At 51.0% G+C, this 16,296-nt stretch carries 16 protein-coding genes; 13 read left to right on the forward strand and 3 right to left on the reverse strand.

Going from position 1 to position 16,296, the window contains the following annotated elements; translation table 11 throughout:
• The 5 genes from QF669_02460 to QF669_02480 form a co-directional block, all read left to right on the forward strand.
• Positions 1–280 (forward strand): aminotransferase class III-fold pyridoxal phosphate-dependent enzyme (locus QF669_02460; GenBank protein ID MDP6456307.1); only part of this gene is annotated, 280 nt, incomplete at its 5' end.
• A 97-nt stretch (positions 281–377) separates the two neighbouring features.
• Positions 378–803 carry a rhodanese-like domain-containing protein gene (locus QF669_02465; protein MDP6456308.1) on the forward strand — a complete coding sequence of 142 codons (426 nt, stop codon included), beginning with the start codon at positions 378–380 and terminating at the stop codon, positions 801–803.
• A gap of 2 nt (positions 804–805) precedes the next feature.
• Positions 806–1,192 (forward strand): DUF302 domain-containing protein, encoded by a 387-nt coding sequence (locus QF669_02470; GenBank protein MDP6456309.1) that lies wholly within the window; start codon positions 806–808, stop codon positions 1,190–1,192.
• Between the two features lie 156 nt (positions 1,193–1,348).
• Positions 1,349–1,555 (forward strand): zinc ribbon domain-containing protein, encoded by a 207-nt coding sequence (locus QF669_02475; GenBank protein ID MDP6456310.1) that lies wholly within the window; start codon positions 1,349–1,351, stop codon positions 1,553–1,555.
• Between the two features lie 80 nt (positions 1,556–1,635).
• A complete protein-coding gene (locus tag QF669_02480) occupies positions 1,636–3,072 on the forward strand; it encodes a Na+/H+ antiporter NhaC family protein (protein MDP6456311.1) in 1,437 nt (478 codons plus the stop codon).
• Here QF669_02480 and QF669_02485 read toward each other — a convergent pair.
• Positions 3,069–4,385, reverse strand: a complete 1,317-nt coding sequence (locus QF669_02485; GenBank protein ID MDP6456312.1) for an ectonucleotide pyrophosphatase/phosphodiesterase — start codon at positions 4,383–4,385, stop codon at positions 3,069–3,071. The genes QF669_02480 and QF669_02485 overlap by 4 nt on opposite strands.
• A gap of 436 nt (positions 4,386–4,821) precedes the next feature.
• On the opposite strand from QF669_02485, the gene QF669_02490 reads away from it, so the two are divergent.
• From QF669_02490 to QF669_02520, 7 genes are read left to right on the forward strand one after another with little or no spacing between them, the layout of a single operon-like run.
• Positions 4,822–5,940 (forward strand): carboxypeptidase-like regulatory domain-containing protein, encoded by a 1,119-nt coding sequence (locus QF669_02490; protein MDP6456313.1) that lies wholly within the window; start codon positions 4,822–4,824, stop codon positions 5,938–5,940.
• Positions 5,937–6,860 carry a tetratricopeptide repeat protein gene (locus QF669_02495; GenBank protein ID MDP6456314.1) on the forward strand — a complete coding sequence of 308 codons (924 nt, stop codon included), beginning with the start codon at positions 5,937–5,939 and terminating at the stop codon, positions 6,858–6,860. The genes QF669_02490 and QF669_02495 overlap by 4 nt, the downstream gene beginning before the upstream one ends.
• 2 nt (positions 6,861–6,862) lie before the next feature.
• Positions 6,863–8,236: a tetratricopeptide repeat protein gene (locus QF669_02500; GenBank protein MDP6456315.1), complete on the forward strand. Its 1,374-nt coding sequence runs from the start codon at positions 6,863–6,865 to the stop codon at positions 8,234–8,236.
• Positions 8,237–8,244: 8 nt separating this feature from the next.
• Positions 8,245–9,030 (forward strand): MotA/TolQ/ExbB proton channel family protein, encoded by a 786-nt coding sequence (locus QF669_02505; GenBank protein ID MDP6456316.1) that lies wholly within the window; start codon positions 8,245–8,247, stop codon positions 9,028–9,030.
• A gap of 3 nt (positions 9,031–9,033) precedes the next feature.
• Positions 9,034–9,822: a flagellar motor protein MotB gene (locus QF669_02510; protein MDP6456317.1), complete on the forward strand. Its 789-nt coding sequence runs from the start codon at positions 9,034–9,036 to the stop codon at positions 9,820–9,822.
• A 42-nt stretch (positions 9,823–9,864) separates the two neighbouring features.
• The gene (locus QF669_02515; GenBank protein ID MDP6456318.1) at positions 9,865–11,427 is read left to right on the forward strand and encodes a flagellar M-ring protein FliF C-terminal domain-containing protein; all 1,563 of its coding nucleotides are present in this window, start codon (positions 9,865–9,867) and stop codon (positions 11,425–11,427) included.
• A 9-nt stretch (positions 11,428–11,436) separates the two neighbouring features.
• Entirely contained in the window at positions 11,437–12,369 is a 933-nt protein-coding gene (locus QF669_02520; protein ID MDP6456319.1) for a FliG C-terminal domain-containing protein, read from the forward strand.
• A gap of 62 nt (positions 12,370–12,431) precedes the next feature.
• Here QF669_02520 and QF669_02525 read toward each other — a convergent pair whose 3' ends face one another.
• A complete protein-coding gene (locus QF669_02525; protein MDP6456320.1) occupies positions 12,432–13,799 on the reverse strand; it encodes an NAD-dependent succinate-semialdehyde dehydrogenase in 1,368 nt (455 codons plus the stop codon).
• Positions 13,800–13,876: 77 nt separating this feature from the next.
• Positions 13,877–15,505, reverse strand: coding sequence for a M28 family peptidase (locus QF669_02530; GenBank protein ID MDP6456321.1), 1,629 nt, complete (start codon positions 15,503–15,505; stop codon positions 13,877–13,879).
• A 189-nt stretch (positions 15,506–15,694) separates the two neighbouring features.
• On the opposite strand from QF669_02530, the gene QF669_02535 reads away from it, so the two are divergent.
• The coding region (locus QF669_02535) for an SDR family NAD(P)-dependent oxidoreductase (GenBank protein MDP6456322.1) at positions 15,695–16,296 on the forward strand (602 nt) is incomplete at its 3' end.

Here is a 16,296-nt window from a genome sequence, read left to right on the forward strand (position 1 = left end):
GCTTAAGAAGAAGTACCCAAAGATTCTCGGGGACGTTCGCGGTATGGGCCTCATGCAGGGGCTTGAACTGGTGGCGGATGAGACGATTCAGGACCGGACTCCCAATCCTCAGGCGGCAGCTCAACTGATGGAAGAGACGAAGAAGCGCGGTCTCCTCATCGGTAGGGGAGGTCTCTACGGTAATGCCATGCGTATCGCACCGGCGCTTAACATCGGCGCGGATGAAATCGAGGAAGCACTCGCAATTCTGGACGAATCGATAAAGGCTATTGCAGGCTGAACAGCACCGACTCCGTAGGAGTCACATATTTATAGCATTAATCACGTTGTGACTCTTTAGTGAAATATGACTAAATTTACAGTTCTGTGAGATTACTATGATGAGAAGTTCGGTAATAGCAATTGGCGTGGCATTAGTGCTAGCGGCATGTACTGTTCAGACTGAACAGACGTCCGCTCCGATTAAGACTTACGGAAATATCTCGGTGGCGGATTTGAAGAAGCGCCTTGATTCTGGTGAGAAACTCCTTCTCTTAGACGTTCGCACGGCGCGGGAATTCGGAGGACAGCTCGGACATTTGGACGGTGCCACGCTGATTCCAGTGCAAGAATTAGAAGAAAGGATCGGAGAATTGAAGGGTTTCATGTCTGGAGAAATCATGGTCTATTGCCGCAGCGGTAACCGGAGCAAGACAGCATCGGAGATTCTTACGAATCATGGATTCAGAGCGACAAATGTTGTGGGTGGCATGAAAGCGTGGAATGCAATGATGGCGGTTGATAACAAAAAGAAACGGGATTGATTATGAGCTATGGTTATGAAAGAGTGGTAGAGGACACCATCAGCGACGTCGACGGCAGAATCCGGGACGAACTAAAGAAAAGGGGGTTCGGCGTATTGACAGAGATTGATGTGAAGCAGACGCTGAAGGAAAAACTTGACGTCGATTTCAGGCGCTACCGCATCCTCGGCGCGTGTAATCCTCCCATCGCTCACCAGGCCCTGTCGCAGGAATTACAGATCGGCTTGTTGCTTCCGTGTAACGTTGTCCTGTGGGAGAATGACGATGACACCACCACTGTGGCGGCTATCGATGCTAAACAGATGCTCGCCATCACTGGTCGGGACGACCTTGAGGAGCTGGCGAATAAGGTAAATGGTTTGCTGGAGCAGGCGGTGGACGCGGTATGACTGACTTCTTCTGGCTCATCGTGATAATGGCCGGCTGGATTGTGCTCAACAATATTGTCCTGCCAAAGCTTGGCGTTCCCACGTGAACGGTCCCCAATACTCCTCAGTTTGAGGAGAACAATTCTGAACTGTTAACAGAACAGGAGAACTGATATTATGCCGATGTACGATTACCGCTGTTCCCAGTGCGGTCACAGATTTGAGGAACTCATCTTTAATCAGGAAAAAAAAGAGATAGTCTGTCCCGAATGTAAGACAGAGCAAGTTGAACGCCTCATGGGCGCTCCCGCCACCATAAGCGGCTCAGCCCCGGCCTGCGCAAGAGAGGAGTGTCCTATTCCCGCCGGAAGCGGCTTTTCATGAGCTTAGTGTTTAGGCGCCGGTCGGTGTCTTTTCGCTTAAACTTGATCGTAGAGTCCCATCGCTCACCAGATTTCTGATTAATGGATAACTACGGCATCTGGTCGCTCCTGCCGCCCGTAGGCGCTCTCGGTCTCGCCCTCTGGCGCAAGCAGATCTATCCCGCTCTGCTCTTTGGCATCTGGCTCGGGTGGTGGGTGCTGGATGGTTGGAACCCCTTCATAGCCCTATGGTCAACGGTGGAATCGCTGGTAGCTGTTTTCGGTGATGCCGGGAACACACGGGTCATCTTCTACAGTCTGATGGTGGGCGCTACTCTGACGCTCATCAGTGCGACGGGCGGTGTTGAAGGATTCGTCCGTTGGCTCGATGGGAGGCAGTGGGTTGAGAACAGACGTCAGGCACAGATTATCCCTTTCTTAGTGGGTGTTCTCATCACCGTGGAGAGTTCCATCACGGCGTTAGTGGCTGGGACGGTGGGGCGGCCTCTCACAGACAGGCACGGCGTCAGCCGAGAGAAGCTGGCATACATTTGTGATTCCACTTCCGCCCCCATCTGTATCCTTGTTCCCTTCAACGGCTGGGGAGCTTACATTATTGGACTGCTGGCGGTGCAGGGAGTGGAAAGTCCCGTGGCAACGTTGCTACAGAGTGTGCTGATGAACTTCTATCCCATGGCGGCAATTGTCATTGTGTTTATTTCAGTGATGAAGCGGTGGGAAATCGGTCCCATGAGGAAGGCTGAAGCGCGGGCGGAAATGGAAGGTAAACCGTACGCCGATGATGCACACCCCATGGTGGCAGATGACGTCTTGGGAGTTGAGATGCTATCCAGTCTGCGACCGAGAGCGGTCAATTTGATTCTGCCTGTTGTAACAATGGTGGTGAGCATTGTTGCCGGAATCTACCTTACCGGAAAGTCAGCTTCAGCTCCCGGCGCCAGTTTCTGGGATATCGTTCAGGCCAGCTCCGGCTCTGCCGCCGTTTTCGGAGCCGTTCTCATGAGTCTTGTGGTGCTGGCGGTTCTCAATCTTCGTCCCGGTAAACTGGGATTGGGCAAATTCGTTGATCTCAGCTTTCGCGGCATGGGCGGCATGATCCCTGTGGTGAGCCTCTTGGTGCTGGCATTCGCCCTGGGGGATGTCGTTCAGCAGTTGGGAACGGGATACTATGTGGCGGGTGTCATCGCTGAGATTGCCAGTGTGAAGCTGGCGGTAGTGGGACTTTTCCTCATCGCCTGTTTTGTAGCCTTTGCTACCGGCACATCCTGGGGGACTTTTGCCGTGATGGTTCCCATTGCCGTTCCGCTGGCGGCGGCTCTTGGCGGTAGCGTCCCCATGTTTCTGGCGGCGGTGCTGGGAGGTGGTGTCTTCGGCGATCACTGCTCCCCCATCTCGGATACTACGATTATCTCCTCCATGGCAGCGGCATCGGATCACATCGATCATGTCCGGACGCAGATTCCTTATGCGGTTTTGGGCGCGGCTGTGGCGTTAGTATTCTACCTTATCGTAGCTTAATCTTCCGGTTTTAGCAGCTCGGGCACAGCAACTTCAACTTCAAGAGGAAGACCCAACAGTTTGGCAATAAGCACTGCCGTCTGCGTCGTGTGACTGCTCTCCAAAACGGTGCCTGTTTCAATGCCGCGCCCCATGGCGAAAAGGGTCGTCTTGAGCGAAGAGATGCGAGGATCGCCGCCGTGTCCGCCGCCCGAATGAGGCACCATAAAGGGACGTTCGAGATCTCCGGGAAAGTTGTAGCCGTCCTCAGCTAATAAGATGAAGTCAGCGCGGTCATAGCCTTGTAAGTCCGGTGGTAGATCGGACGACTCCAGCAGACGGCACCACGCCTTCGACATCAGAATACTCCGTATGCGCGTTCTTATATAATCGTCGGAAGGATCGCGGAGGCGAATGAAAGCTGCACCTCCGGCGGCGTGAGAGACGGCGTCCCATCCGGTGATGCGTCCATTTTGGATGGTCACCAATCCGGAATCGCTGAGAAGTACGTTGAGACGGATGTCGGTGTGGTGATCGACGTGACCGTGATCTCCCGTAACAATAAGTGTCGTGTAAGGCCACTGATCGAGCTTCGTGATCAGATCAATGACCGAGCCGATAAGTGAGTCGGCGAAAATGTAGGATTTTCGCACTTCGGGATGATTCCGCCCGTGCTCATGCTGGGCGTCATCGGGATAGAGAATGTGGTAGCCCGTTAAATGTGGCAGCCGCCGGCTGAAAACGGTCTTGAAAATACGGTGCAGGTTAATGTCCCGCTGAAACCCTTGAACCGCTGCTTCATTTGATTTCAGTCCGCCGAAAAAGGCGAAGTATTCGATGAGATATGGAGGCTTGTCGTGTTGGCGCACCAGATCCAGGGTTGACAGACTGTCCCCTGATGCCGGTTCAATTTCCGGCACAAGATAGTCAAAGGGACCGTTTACAGAGACGGGCCACGGTGTGGCCGCGGTGACCAGGCCCTTAGATTGAGCTAGATGAAAAAGTGTTGGTGCCTTAAGACTGTCTGCCCACCAGTACCACTGATCGAAACTTTGGTCTGGCCGGAACGGACGGTTGTGAATGATTCCGTGTTCTGAAGGCGGTCTCCCTGTGACCATTGAGGTATGGGAGGGGAAGGTGTGGGAGGGAAAGACGGTAGTAACTTCTTTGATATGGGCGCCCGACTGTCTAATTCGACCGAAGTTGGGGAGGTTCACGGATGATAAACCGTGTTCTTCGGGATGGAGAAAGACTTCAGCCCGAAGGCCGTCTACTGAGATGAGAACAACTCTTGGATCTCGTTTACCTCCCCGTGGCAGATCGCAACTGACCATTAACAACAAAACACATGCAATCAAAAACTGACTGACAGAACCGGGGGGAGATTTTACCATAATGTAGAAACGGACCTGTCCCTTAAAAAACCAACCCCCCTGTTTTCTTTAGGAAAGTCATTTTGTTTTTTTGCATCAGACTGCACTCGTAGAGCCACCTTTCTCTTCTTTGAAAGTACACGTTTCCCAGAAATCTCACTGTAATAATTAGTCACGTCAGCCGACGGATAATTTTGGAGACTGGAAACCCCGTTAGTCATTAATCATATCTGTTTTAATTTATGGTTTCAATGACTTTTTCACACTCGCTTTAGTGTCAAAGTACAGGTGGATTCATTCACTCCCTTTTTTCTTGACATTCTAAAACAATCACTTTACACTTGCTATGTCTGATTGGACTCTCGAATCCGGGGTAAATTAAATCCGAGGTACTAATGTGAGACGAATAAAAGCGATACTATTCCTGTCTCTTTTTATGCCCATCTTTGCTGGGGCGCTCCTTGCAAAAACGTATAGTATTTCAGGCGTTGTCGTCGATCTTGAAGGCGAAAAGCTTGGAGATGTCGAGGTAGTGCTTCTAGATGCGGATGGAGAAGAGATAGACAAAACTTCAACTTCAAAACGATTTGGTAAAGGCAAGTTCGAGTTCAAAAAACTCGAGTCCGGGAAATATGCTGTCGAGGCGAGCAAGGAGGAAATCGGTTCAGCCAGTCAAAAAATCACAATTGATGAGGATGATGTTGAGATCGAACTGACTCTGGGTGCAAAGGCGGAGAAGAGGAAGGAAGGGGTCGCCGCTGAGGAGGGCGAAGCTGAACGAGCTCCCCAGGAAGAATATGTGATGACTGAAGTCGCTTTCGAGATCAAAAAGATGACGGCTGAACTCGATCATCTGGGCGGTCAGGTAAGGGATCTTCAGGCCAGGAGTGAAATGTGGACCAATCCCCTTTCCATCTACGCTAAGGAGATCATACTCGATAACGGCAGCACCGTCTTTGGCAAAGTGGTTTATCAGGACGAAGAGATTCTAAAGGTTGAAACACTGGTCGGCTATCTGGTGATAGACAGGAGTCAGGTGGTGCGAATTATTGAGAATGTCGCTGGGGAAGATGAACCTGAATATGTCCCCGAGCAGATTCGAGAGACATATAGTCCACCGCCAATGCCAAAGTTAGCTGAGCCGCGCTATGTTTCGGCTGAGCCTTCAGAGCGAATGGCTGCCAGAGAACGGGGAGCCAATGTTGTTTTAGTAGGCAATATTTCTGAGAAAAAGGATCGTTCTAACAATATCACCTTTGCGGGGCAGATAAAAAACATTGGTGGCCGGCGTGCCGATTTCGTTAAGGTAAACTTTGTCTTCCGCAAAGATTGGAGCGGCGCCACAAAGACACTCACCACCTTTGTCTTGGGTGCCTATCATACATTCGATTCGGGAATTACCACGGATTCATCGCTTCTCCCAGGCGCTTCCGGCAAATTTGAGCTGATCGTCCCAACTGACTTTGGATCGTTTATCGGTTATTCATACACCGTCGATTGGGAAGAGTACGAATGAGCGCCATCGTTAGTCAAAGAGGAGTGCGTCTTATCCTCCATGGTGTACTTGCTTTTTCGGCCCTTCTTTTGGGACAGTCACCCACATCATCAAACAGCGACGCCTTCTTTCTTGATTTAGGGATAGTCATCGAGCCAACTAAAGGGACCGAAGAGGTCAATCGTCTGGTCAAGGCACCCCCTGAGAAAGTGTCGTTTCTGCTAGATAAAACTCCCAGCGGCGCTCTGTATATGGCGTCAACAAAGGAGATGAATCAGACGCTGGAACGCATCCATCAGCGACTAGAAATTCTGGAGATAGCATTTCATGATGAAATGTCTGGCCTGAAAAAAGAGAATAGAGAGCTTAGAGAGATGGTGTCTGACCTTCTGGTGAGGGAAACGATTATTCAAGTTCAATCTGCTCCTGCGGTCTCTGCCGTGGAAGAGAAGTCGGCCGCAGAACCGACACCTGTCCCCGGGACGGGAAAATCTGAAAGTATGGCGCCTGAATTTGATGAGGAAGTCATACAGGTTATTCCTGTAGTGCCCGAAACGGAGAAACTGCCGTTCAACAGGATGGCATATATGAATGCTGTGTTTGCATACCAGCGAGAGGATTATGTTTCGGCGTTAGCACATTTTTCAAAACTGTCCCTCACAGGTGTTGATCAGGTTACGGTGGGAAACATCCTCTATTGGGAGGCGGATTGTTACTATCAGTTAAGGAATTATGAGGCGTCGTTGGACGTCCTGAAGCGTGTCACCTCTTTGTTCAATTCAGACAAACAGGATGACGCCATGATACTGACGGGTCTCGTCTACCGCCTGATGGGAGAAGAGATGCGGGCTCTGCAGGCGTTTGGTGAAATCATCGATACATTCCCGGACAGTGAGTATTTCAATTTGGCGCAGATGGAATTGAGAAGGTCGGAGAGATAGAAATGTTGATCAGTAAAATAAGGGGACTCATCGTAGTTATATTGTTGCTGGCGCCGCCTCTTCAGGCGGTGACGCGTGTCGCCTACACGCACCCGGGTAATATGATGAAGATTCCCACAACGTATGTCAGACGGTCCCCCTATCTCTTCAGTGCCGGCTTCAGCTCGGAGATTCACGGTTTCTCGCCGTTCAATACAGCCCGCGGTGTCTATTTTGCCATGGATATCACAGATAAATTCACACTTGGGTTTTCTTCAGGGCAGGGGGCAGACACAACTTCAGTGGATAATATTCTTGAGTCTACCTATGTGCCTCCGGTGGAATTCGGATTTCACTTACAGCAGAAGATATATGTCCGCAGCGACATCTCTTTCTCCCTGGGACTTCATGACATCGTCTTTGAGAATGCGCCGGACGGACTCAGCCTCGATCCTAAACAGCTCTCCTTTTTTGGCGTAATTGGTAGTGAAAAATCCTTCGGAGAATACCACCTCAGTACTTATATGGGATTTGGCACCGGTGGATTCTCTCCCGTAGTCAGCACAGAGACGTCGGTCACAACACAGACCGCTGATACAGCGAGTACAGGCACAGGCGCGGGAGTATTTGCGGGAGTATTACTGGGAACTCCTTTTTTGCCCAAATGGGGCGGACTTGATTTTGTGGGTGAATTCGACGGCACAGGCATCAATGTGGGACTCCGCATCCCCCTTACCTCGGATTATCGCTTGAGCCTAGGATTCACCCACATAGAAAACTTGCCGGCATTTTCAGCTGAAGCGTACAGTTTTGATCATCCCGGTGTTACGATCGGTTTCACCATGGCTATCCCCAGGGGAGTGCCAGGGAGAGGAGTGCCAGGCGTCCCATCACGGGCAATGGGGCCGACACCGACCCCCGAAGCGGGTGTTATCGATTCTACGCTGATGTTTGCAGATGTTGCGGTGGCAACCCTTCGTGATTCACTTCGTGTGTCCCGTCATCAGTCACGCAATCTTGCTTCGCAGGCTGCATTGCTGAGGCAGAGATCGGTATCCCTTGAAGATTCCGTGAAGTCTCTCAAGCTGGAGAAGAGTGTCTCACAGAAAAACGTCAACCGGGCTATGCGGCACCTGTCACGTTCGTTGCGTTATTTCTACTCTGGTGATTACCGTGAAGCGCTGCAGGAAGTGGAAACAGCACTGGAACTTAATCCAAATCTGGCGTTGGCCTATGCCAGACGAGGATCAATTTACTATAAGTTGGGCGATTCACAGCGAGCGACCATCAACTGGAATCTTGCGCTGCAGATGGATCCTGAATATGATGACGTAAGGAATATACTGAAGGCATTACACGAAAACAGACTGAAAACCACAAGCTTTAGTAGGGAGTAAGAGGACATATGGATATAGCAACCCTGGTGGGGATTCTTCTCGGGTTAGTGGCAATTGTGGGCGGGATTGCAATGGCAGCAATGGCGGCGGGGGCCAGTGCCATGGTGTTTGTTTCCGGCTCAAGTTTTGCTATTGTTTTCGGAGGCATGATAGCTTCAGTTTCAGTAGCCTTCCCTCTGTCAGACGTCTTGAAGCTGGGCGCCGCTATGGGGGCGGTTTTTAAAGGCGGCGGCGCCAAACTGGGAACCTTGGTTGATGATGCCGTGGAGGTTTCCGAAGTGGGGCGAAAGGGCGCCGCAGATCTTGAGAAAGCTGTGGAAGGGATTAAGAATTATTTTTTCCGGGATGGAGTCCAGATGGTGGTGGACGGATACTCAGAAGAGGAACTGGTAGAAATCATGAACACGCGCATCGATTACCGTGAAATTCGTGAAAAGTCACAGGCGGACCTGTTCAAAACCATGGGGAATATGTCTCCAGCCTGGGGAATGGTAGGAACTCTGATCGGGCTGGTTATTATGCTCGCCGGTTTTGGCGGTGAAGGGGGAGGTACCGACGCCCTTGGTGCTGGAATGTCAGCCGCCCTTATCACAACATTCTACGGAGCTGTGATGGCCAATCTCTTCTTTCTCCCGATGGCTGCCAAACTTAGCACCCGCATCAGTTCAACCAGTACATTACAGTCGATGCTTGTAGAAGCGGCACGGCTGATCCACCAGAGAAAGCACCCCCTGATCGTGCGTGAAAAACTTAACTCATTTATCCCACCTAAGGAGTGGAAGAAAGCAGAGTAGAAGGTGGCTACGCCTGCCGAAATTAAGAAGTGGAAGCAGAAGGGACGAGATGAAGTTGAAGAAGGTCTGCCCGGCTGGTTCGGCACTTTTGCGGATATGATGACGCTGCTTTTTGCTTTCTTTGTTCTGTTAGCCGCTATTTCCACCATTGATCCGGTGAAACTGCAGGAAATGGCTGATGGTATGGGGAAGTCGGTGGGAAAGAAGAAAAAATTAGAGAATCAGTCTATGACACTGGCTGATGTGAAAAAAGCTGCGCAGGAAATGGTAGAGGAGATGGAAGCCGATCCTGAGACAGGGGAAAAACCGGTTGAAGTGACTACGGGACCGCGCGGTGTAACCATAGGCATCTCATCTGATATCAGTTTTGGCTCAGGCTCGTCAAACCTGAAGGGCGGAATTATCCCCGTATTGCAGGGTATTGTGCCAACGATTCAATCTTCCTACTTCATGGTGGCTGTAGAGGGACATACCGATACGGATCAACTACCCGTATCGTTTCAGGATAAATTCCCCAGTAATTGGGAACTCTCCGGTGCGCGCGCTGCCGCGGTAGTAAGAGAATTAGTTAAATTGGGGGTTGAGCCTACACGGTTGCAGGCGGTCGGTTTTGCCGAGTATATCCCCAGAGATCGCCCTACTGATAGAGTTATTAATGATGCTCTGATCAGGGAGTTTAATGCAACCACGGAACTGAAAGCAAGAAACCGGCGCGTGGAGATAACATTTTTAGCGTCGGGCCTCAAAAGTAGCGCATCCAAACTTCCTGTTGATAATAATGAGGAAGAGTGAGGTCTGATTTTATATGATTTCGAGGTAAGGAAGGAGTCCGTTATGAAAAAGTGGTTATTGACATTTATCGGGGGATTGACCCTAATAGGGTTTCTCATTCCACTTCTGATCGCTCAGGAATCAACATTTCTGGCACAGAAGTTGATGTTAGAGAATGATCTCCGCAAACGAATCCATTCAGCATTGGAGAAGATTCTTGAGGATCATCGTTACGTTCTGGATGTGACGGTGGACTTGGAATTCACGCCAACAGTTCGTGAGGAGGTCACATTCCGTCCCTCCGATAGTCGAGCTGTGGAGTTATCCGAAGTTAAAGAAGAGGATACACCTATAACACAAAATGATGAGGAGGGGTCACGACGGTCACGTGTGACAGGCATTCCCATCCCCGGATTTGACTTTCAGATAGAGGAAGAGGAGCCGGTGGAAGAGCCGGTGACGGAGGCAACAACAGAGGCGTCCGTACGAGCTCCGGAGCAAGGTTCCCAAATTGTCTCTCAAACTTATGCCGACACTAAATCCTCAGTTCCTGTTATCAAAAAGATGGAAGTCAGCTGCATACTGCCTGAAGGTTCACCTCCTGAACTGATAGAAAATGTTCGCCAGATTATTATGGTGGCGGCTCATTTTGACAGAGGTCGGGGCGATGAACTGAGTGTTATGACGGCATCATTTAAGCAGCGCCGGGATGAGCAGACAGCTGAAGCCATCATTCTGCGCAGCATTGCTGAAAAGATTGATCAACTGGAGCAGAAGCAAGGGGAAAGCGACGCTCAGGTCGCCGAGGATTGGCGTGCCGAGCTGGAACAGTGGAAAGACGAGGAGGTACGTCGTCAGGAGGAAGAGAGATCTGTCTGGCGTGCTGAGCTGGACCGCCTTGAGAATGACCGCCTTCGCCGTGACATCGATGAACAGAGAAAAACACTTCTTGCTCGGGATTCTGTCAGAATGCAGCAACTAACAGATGAACTGGCTCAGTTAAGAACGGCTCTTTCCAGCCCGCAGCTGTCTGAGGAAGAGCAGGTGGTAGCTGAAGGTGAAATGGCGGAAAAAGAGAAAGAGAAGGCAGAACTTGATTCTGTTATTGAGGAAAAACTCGCCATGCTTGAGAAGGCGCAGGAAGAGATGCAATCAGCAGGTGGCGGCATGAGCAACATTCCCATTTATCTTATGAGCGCCATTTCTCTGCTGGCGGTAATTGCTCTAGCTGCTGTTATCATTTTTAACGGTAGATCCAAGCCCAAGTATGTCATGCCTCCCCCGTGGATGATGGGGCCTCCGCCCAGCAAAAAAAAAGTGAAGGGGAATAATGGTGAAAAGAGAGAACCGGCCCCTGCTCCTGCAGCACCCCCGCCTCAACCGGCACCGCAACCTGTTGCTGAGGATACTGGCGTTCTGCAGTCGGAGATCAAGTCGTCCCGCCAATCAATCGTATCCATGGCTGTGGGAGAGCCGGAGACTGCAACCGCTATCGTCAAGGAATGGTTAGAGGAGGAGGCGCCTCCACCGCCTGAAGAACCTGCGCAGGCAGCCCCCGCGCCGGAACCAGCGGCGGCTGAGGAAGAGGACGAAGGTAAGAAAAAGAAGAAAAAGAAGAAGAAATAGGGGCGATCAATGATTACCGACTATAACAGATTGGCAGGTATTGATAAGATAGCGATCCTCTTCACAGTTGTGGGAGAAGGATTGGCCGTGAAGCTGGTGAAAGGGTTGGGCGAGGCGGATGTTCGCAGAATCCGCGCCAGAGCGCGTGAGATGGAGACTATATCAACGGCGGTTAAGAAGCAGGTGATAGATGAGTTTTATCTCGCACTTATTTCGAAGAAACTTCAAACTGAGGGTGAAGGTAGCGACGCCAAGAAACCGTTTGCCTTCCTCGATGAGCTGGCAGATGAGCAGCTAGCTGCGCTGCTGGAAGTAGAGGAAGCGAGGATTATTGCCATGGCTCTGACTCAGGTAGCATCGGATCGTCAGATGTATGTCATGAACAAGTTGACTCCGGAAGTCCGCTCAAGAGTGCTTATGGAGATGGGGAACCTCCAGGATGTGCCCCTTGAAGCAGTGGTTAATATCGCAACTGAGCTGGAACATAAATCGCACTTCCTCCCGCGGGCCGTGGAATTCTCCCGCGGCGGAGGTAAGGGAATTGCCGATATTCTGGGACAGATGAGTCCTGAAGAAGAGTCCAGGTTCCTGGATTCAGTTGATCGGGAATCACCTGACTTAGCCAAGGAGATTAAAAAGTATCACCTTACCTTTGATAACATCCTCGTATTTCCAGATGGTCTTCTGCGTGATATTATGAACTCCGTAGAACTGGATGCTATTGCCATGGCCATGAAAGGACAGGAGCAGGCGGTTATCGATAAAGTTATCGAGAATCTGCCCTCGAAAAAGCAAGCCATGTTTGAACCGGTTGAAGGAGCTGTTCCGAAACGGGATGTGGATTCGGCCAGGAAGTCTATTGTAGATGCAGCACGGCAGATGGAAAAGGACGGCCGGTTTAATCTAGAAGACATTCTTGGTGGTAGTGAAATGATAGAATAGCCACTAAGTCTTCTGATTACTAAAGCCTCCCTTGTTTTCAGGAGGAGGGTTTTTTCATGCAATTATTTTATGTAGACCGTCTTGATATTTACGAATTCCTTGATACCGTATTCGGACAGCTCGCGGCCATAACCACTCTCCTTGACACCGCCGAAGGGCAGGCGGGGATCCGATCTGACAAAATCATTCACGAAGCAACATCCTGCTTCCAGTTTTGTGGTGGCGATTCTGGCGCCCTTAGCTAAGTCCGAAGTGAACACTGCTGCGCCCAGGCCGAACAGTGAATCATTGGCCACCCGGATCGCTTCCTCTTCATTCTTCACCGGAATGAGTGTGGCTACGGGGCCGAAGATTTCTTCTTCGTAGGCGGGCATCCCGGACTTTACATCAGCCAGAATGGTGACAGGGTAGAATGTGCCGGCATCTTCCGGAATCTTGCCGCCCAGCAAGCATCTGGCTCCGCGCTCGATACTTCTGACTACCTGATCGTGTAGTTCATCCCGCAGGTCTTCCCTCGCCAGGGGCCCGATCTGTGTCTCTTCCAGCATGGGATCACCTGCTTTCACTTTGCTCATCTGATCCAGCAGACGGCGTTTAAATTCTTCGTAGAGAGATTCAACCACAATGTACCGCTTGGCAGCAATGCAGCTCTGACCGGTATTGATTAGACGGCTGGTGACGCAAGCTGCTACCGCCTGATTGAGGTCGGCATCCTCGAGGATGACATAAGGATCGCTCCCGCCAAGTTCCAACACTATCTTCTTAAGCATGTCACCGGCTTTTGATGCAACCGCCTTTCCTGCCGGCGTACTACCAGTGAGTGTCACCGCTTTTACTATGGGATTCTCTATGACCGGCTCTACGCCGGCACCTCCTACAAGCAGGGTGCGGAAACATCCCTCTGGGTAGCCGGCTCTTCTGAACACCTCTTCAATGGCGAGGGCGCACCCCATGACGTTCGATGAATGCTTCAGCACACCGACGTTTCCGGCCATGAGGGTAGGGGCGGCAAAACGAAACACCTGCCAGAAGGGGAAATTCCACGGCATTACAGCGAGGACGACTCCCATGGGCTGGAAAGCGATGTAGCTTTCGGAAGCGTCCGTTTCCACAAGTTGTGGAGAAAGGAATTCTTCCGCCTTTTCAGCGTAGTAGTCGCACACCCAGGCACACTTCTCGGTTTCAGCCCGGCCCTCCCGGATCGGCTTGCCCATCTCTTCAGTCATCAGTCTGGCGTAGCCGTCACTGTCTGAACGTAGTTCCGCCGCCACTTTTCGTAACAGCTCCGCCCGATGGGTAAAATCGGTCTCGCACCAGTCAGTAAAGGCCGCCTGCGATTGAACGAGAACCTGTTCGACTTCCGACTGCGTCATCTCTTTGTATTCACGGATGATTTCTCCCGTTGCCGGATTTATAGAAATGAGTGCCATATCTTATTCCTCTGCAAGAACTTTGACTGTCTGTTGAGCTGAGGAGACTCTCTTAGGCGAGCCTCGCGGCTTCACAACTAAAGTTTAATCTTATCCGGCAGTTTCGGATATTGTCCGGCGTTATTGCGCAGACGCATCTCGCTCTGAGCAACGCCCCATCCGGTGAGGAGAACAAGCCTCGCAACCTTCTCCATCTTATTGAAGTTAATTTTGTCTACCGTGTCAGTCGGTTTATGATAATCTTCATGTATACCGGCAAAATAGAAGATGATTGGGATTCCATGTTGAGCGAAATTGTAGTGATCACTCCTGTAGTAGAAGCGGTTGGGATCGTCAAGTGTGTTGTACCTGTAATTCAATGAGAGGTCTTCAATCTTGGTGCTGGCATACTTATTTATTTCGTGCAGATCTTCACTGATCATGTTGGAGCCGATGATATAGATGCTGTCTGGGGCATTGCGGCCCACCATGTCAATGTTCAGATCCGTGACGGTGTTAGCCAGAGGCAGGAGAGGACGACTGGTGTAGTATTTTGATCCTAACAGTCCCTTCTCTTCGCCCGAAACAGCCAGAAAGAGAAATCCTCGTTTTGGCAGACTGGAGTTCGATGCAACTGCTTCAGCAATCTCCAGAAGGATTGATGTGCCCGTTCCGTTGTCGTCGGCGCCGTGCCAGATGGTTCCCTCCTCATTCTTCCCCATGTGATCGTAGTGTGCGGAAATGACAACAGTCTCGTGCCCAACTTCAGGATCACTCCCGGGGAAATAGCCGGCAACATTCTGGGCTGTGATCGCTTTTTTCTCGATATCAATGGCAATGCGCACATAGCGATTGGCAAGTTCTTGAGTGGTGGTTTTCCCCTCAGACTCAAGTCCGATCTGGAGTTCTTCTAAAGTTTTCCCTGTGCTGGAAAGAATGCGGTCGGCGGTGCGTGTGCTGATCATCAGCAAGGGCAGGGGCCGGTCAGATGTCGGGAGCGACATACTCTCCCGCTTCAGCCATTTTTCCCAGCGCTTGAACTTATCGGAGAACAGGGCGCTCGACTTAGGGTTTGACGCCACCAGGAGTGCTGACGCGCCCTGCTTTCTGGCAAGAGCGACCTTTTCGCGCACATCCGCAAAATGAGTGTCCTTCTCTCCCTTAAAACGGTCGCGGTCTGAGAACTCCGGCTCTCCATCAATAATAAGAACAATCTTGTGTCGCACATCAATGCCAGTGTAATCGTTATAGCTGTATTCGGGAGCATCGATGCCGTAACCGGCAAAGACAATAGGAGCCTGAATTTCCATGCTTCCTGTCAGTCCCCAGGGAGAGATAAAGTAGTCCTCCCGGAATTGGAAATTCTCCCGCACTTGGCTTTCACCCTCTTCGTAGAAAAGAGAAAGAGCGTTGTTTTCCGTCAAACTGGTTTTGAGCAGTTCATAGCGCTGGAAAAACGATCTGTCTCTCTCGAGGGGAGTCAGTCCCAGACGCAAGAAATGAGATGCTATGTATTCGGCGGCTACTTGAAGTCCGTGCTGCCCCGTCCCACGCCCCTCTGTGGCGTCTGAAGCGAGGAATGTGAGATGAGCCTGCAGATCGCCGTGGGAGATGGAAGCGACTCCTTGCGACACTTCAGAGACGTCGAATACTGGAGAGAAGTAAACTTCTGCCTGAGCAAGGATCAGAAGAGGTGAGAGCAGAGTGAATGAAAGGAGGCGTTTCAAGATGCGGTGAAGTTAGTGAGGAGAAAGGAGAGAAAAAAGAGCGTTGGACGTTTTAGGGGAATGCTGAAGTAGCCCGGGAAAATGGATTTGAGGAGCAGGCAAGGGTGGCTAATTTCTGATAGAAGTAATAAAGTTGAACACCCGAGATTTCCAAGACATTAGAAGGTTTATCTGAAGACGGAGGAGAAGATGAGAGGCTTGAAGGAGAAGGTGGTGATTGTGACGGGCGCGGGGCAAGGGATCGGCAAGTCCACGGCCCAAAGATTTTCTCGCGAAGGGGCAAAAGTAGTGGTAGCCGAGTTCGATGAGAATACCGGTCAACGGGTGGCGGAGGGGTTGGAGATTGGCGGTGCAGAGGTCCTCTTTGTTCAGACTGATGTGGCTGATCGAGACAGCGTCAAGAGGTTAGTCTCCGTTGTGTTGGAGAAGTTTGGTCGCATTGATGTATTAGTGAACAACGCAGGAATCTTGCGGGACAACACCCTGAAGAAAATGACAGATGACGAGTTTGACCAAGTTATTGATGTGAACCTGCGGGGAACATTTATCTGCGGCCAAGAGGTGGCGGCAGTGATGCGGCAGCAAGGATCAGGCGTGATTCTCAATGCGTCGTCGGTGGTGGCGCTCTATGGCAACTTTGGACAGACTAACTACGTGGCGTCGAAAGCCGGCGTTATCGGTATGACAAAAGTGTGGGCCAGAGAATTAGGCAAGGACGGCATCCGCGTGAATGCAGTGACGCCGGGCTTTATAGAGACGGCCATGACGGAAGGGATTCCCGACAAGGTGTT

Source organism: Candidatus Neomarinimicrobiota bacterium (assembly GCA_030743815.1).
GTDB lineage: Bacteria > Fidelibacterota > Marinisomatia > Marinisomatales > S15-B10 > UBA2146.

Bases quoted from the DNA above. Each gene is read 5' to 3' on its own strand.
- QF669_02465 (MDP6456308.1), top strand. From the start codon at position 378: ATGATGAGAAGTTCGGTAATAGCAATTGGCGTGGCATTAGTGCTAGCG.
- QF669_02470 (MDP6456309.1), top strand. From the start codon at position 806: ATGAGCTATGGTTATGAAAGAGTGGTAGAGGACACCATCAGCGACGTC.
- QF669_02475 (MDP6456310.1), top strand. From the start codon at position 1,349: ATGCCGATGTACGATTACCGCTGTTCCCAGTGCGGTCACAGATTTGAG.
- QF669_02480 (MDP6456311.1), top strand. From the start codon at position 1,636: ATGGATAACTACGGCATCTGGTCGCTCCTGCCGCCCGTAGGCGCTCTC.
- QF669_02485 (MDP6456312.1), bottom strand. From the start codon at position 4,385: ATGGTCAGTTGCGATCTGCCACGGGGAGGTAAACGAGATCCAAGAGTT.
- QF669_02495 (MDP6456314.1), top strand. From the start codon at position 5,937: ATGAGCGCCATCGTTAGTCAAAGAGGAGTGCGTCTTATCCTCCATGGT.
- QF669_02500 (MDP6456315.1), top strand. From the start codon at position 6,863: ATGTTGATCAGTAAAATAAGGGGACTCATCGTAGTTATATTGTTGCTG.
- QF669_02505 (MDP6456316.1), top strand. From the start codon at position 8,245: ATGGATATAGCAACCCTGGTGGGGATTCTTCTCGGGTTAGTGGCAATT.
- QF669_02515 (MDP6456318.1), top strand. From the start codon at position 9,865: ATGAAAAAGTGGTTATTGACATTTATCGGGGGATTGACCCTAATAGGG.
- QF669_02520 (MDP6456319.1), top strand. From the start codon at position 11,437: ATGATTACCGACTATAACAGATTGGCAGGTATTGATAAGATAGCGATC.
- QF669_02525 (MDP6456320.1), bottom strand. From the start codon at position 13,799: ATGGCACTCATTTCTATAAATCCGGCAACGGGAGAAATCATCCGTGAA.